At 76.3% G+C, this 215-nt stretch carries 1 pseudogene; it reads right to left on the bottom strand.

What is annotated here, in order from left to right:
- Positions 1–215: pseudogene (locus ACLQ2U_RS32270) on the bottom strand (hypothetical protein); the annotation flags it as partial.

The raw sequence follows: 215 nt of genomic DNA on the forward strand, positions 1-215 counted from the left end.
CGTGGTGGTGACCGTCGTGAGGGTGGCTTCCGCCGGGACGGCGACGCCGGTTCCCGTGCCGGCGAGCGCCGCGAAGGTGGCTTCCGTGGTGGCGACTCCCGTGAGGGCGGCTTCCGCGGCGGTGAGCGCCGTGAGGGTGGCTTCCGTGGTGGCTCCCGTGAGGGTGGCTTCCGCCGGGACGGCGACGCGCCTCGTAGCGGCGGCTTCCGGGGCGG

Origin of the sequence: Micromonospora sp. DT47 (assembly GCF_049844475.1) — a bacterium.
Taxonomy (GTDB): Bacteria; Actinomycetota; Actinomycetes; order Mycobacteriales; family Micromonosporaceae; genus Micromonospora.